The sequence below is a fragment of the Mesorhizobium sp. M7A.F.Ca.CA.001.04.2.1 genome, from assembly GCF_003998485.1.
GTDB lineage: Bacteria > Pseudomonadota > Alphaproteobacteria > Rhizobiales > Rhizobiaceae > Mesorhizobium > Mesorhizobium ciceri.
This window is the reverse complement of record NZ_RZQT01000281.1, coordinates 1-1,267: the sequence shown is the minus strand read 5'-3', so window position 1 is coordinate 1,267 and position 1,267 is coordinate 1. Positions and strand designations below refer to the sequence as shown.

At 63.2% G+C, this 1,267-nt stretch carries 2 protein-coding genes; both read right to left on the bottom strand.

Annotated elements, in window-relative coordinates; all coding sequences use genetic code 11:
- Positions 1 to 132: 132 nt before the first annotated feature.
- The gene (locus EN955_RS34505; protein ID WP_013529490.1) at positions 133 to 549 is read right to left on the bottom strand and encodes a cupin domain-containing protein; all 417 of its coding nucleotides are present in this window, start codon (positions 547 to 549) and stop codon (positions 133 to 135) included.
- Between the two features lie 5 nt (positions 550 to 554).
- Positions 555 to 1,267 (bottom strand): phosphoenolpyruvate hydrolase family protein (locus EN955_RS34500; protein ID WP_164769973.1); only part of this gene is annotated, 713 nt, incomplete at its 5' end.

Sequence of the window (1,267 nt, the reverse complement as noted above, 5' to 3'; positions counted from 1 at the left end):
GAACAGGGGTGGGACGGCCTAGCTGGTATTGAGGCTGCTGCCCCCTCACCCGGATTGCCATCCGGGAAAAGCAATTCGGGGCAATCCGACCTCTCCCCGAGGGCAGAGGTCGGAGCCGGAACCGAGGAAAGATCACTGCCCCGGCGGAATCAGCCTGAAATCCGGCAGCTCACGCAAAACCAGTTCAGGTCCTGCCGGCGAATAGACGACGAACAGCTGCATCGGCCCGTCGCCGGTGTTGAGCGTCGAATGAAAGCGGCTTTCCGGCACGTAGATGGTGCAGCCGGGGCCGACCTTCTCGACCATCGGATTGCCCTTCTCGTCCTCGACCATCTGTTCGCCATGGCCTGAGATGACGAAGATGATTTCTTCCGCGCCCGGATGGTTGTGGCGCGTGTGGCCCTTGCCGGAAGGCAGGTCGACGACGCCGCCGGAAAAGCGGGTTGCGCCATTCACTTCGGGCGCCACCGTCAGCGCCAATTTTCCCCAGTCGAAGCCGAAGGCGCTGACGTCCTTCGGGTACACGAACACTTTGCTCTTGTCGGTCATCTCACTCATCCCTTCTTTTTCTTGAATGTGGTCTTCTGGCCGCCGAGCGCGACGGCCTTGAAATCGGCCGTCTGCTTGGCGATCGCGGCTTCCGCCGGCAGCCGTTCCATCGAGCTGGCGCCATAGAAGCCGTGCAGGCCCTTGGCCTGGGAGAGAATGTAACGGGCGTCGTCGGGCATCGAAATCGGGCCGCCATGGCAAAGCAGGATGACATCCTTGCGCACCGAGCGCGCGGCATTGGCGATGGCGTCGATCTCCTGAATGCAGTCGTCGAGCGACTTGGCTGACGTGGCGCCGATCGAGCCGCCTGTCGTCACACCCATATGGGCGACGACGATGTCGGCACCGGCCTTGGTCATGGCGCGGGCCTCATCCGGGTTGAAGACGTAGGGCGTGGTCAAGAGGTCGAGCTTGTGCGCCTCGGCGATCATGTCGACCTCGAGGCCGAAGCCCATGCCGGTCTCCTCGAAGCTCTGCCGCATGCTGCCGTCGAACAGGCCGATGGTGGGAAAATTCTGCACGCCGGAAAAGCCCATCGTCTTCAGCTCTGCCAATAGCAGCGGCATGATGACGAACGGGTCGGTGCCGTTGACGCCGGCCAGCACCGGCGTGTGTCTGACCACCGGCAACACCTCATAGGCCATTTCCTTGACGATCTCGTTGGCGTTGCCATAGGCGAGCAGGCCGGCGGCCGAGCCGCGCCCGGCCATGCGGTAGC

Excerpts from the sequence above, each read along its gene's own strand:
- EN955_RS34505 (WP_013529490.1), bottom strand. The coding sequence starts at position 549 with ATGACCGACAAGAGCAAAGTGTTCGTGTACCCGAAGGACGTCAGCGCC.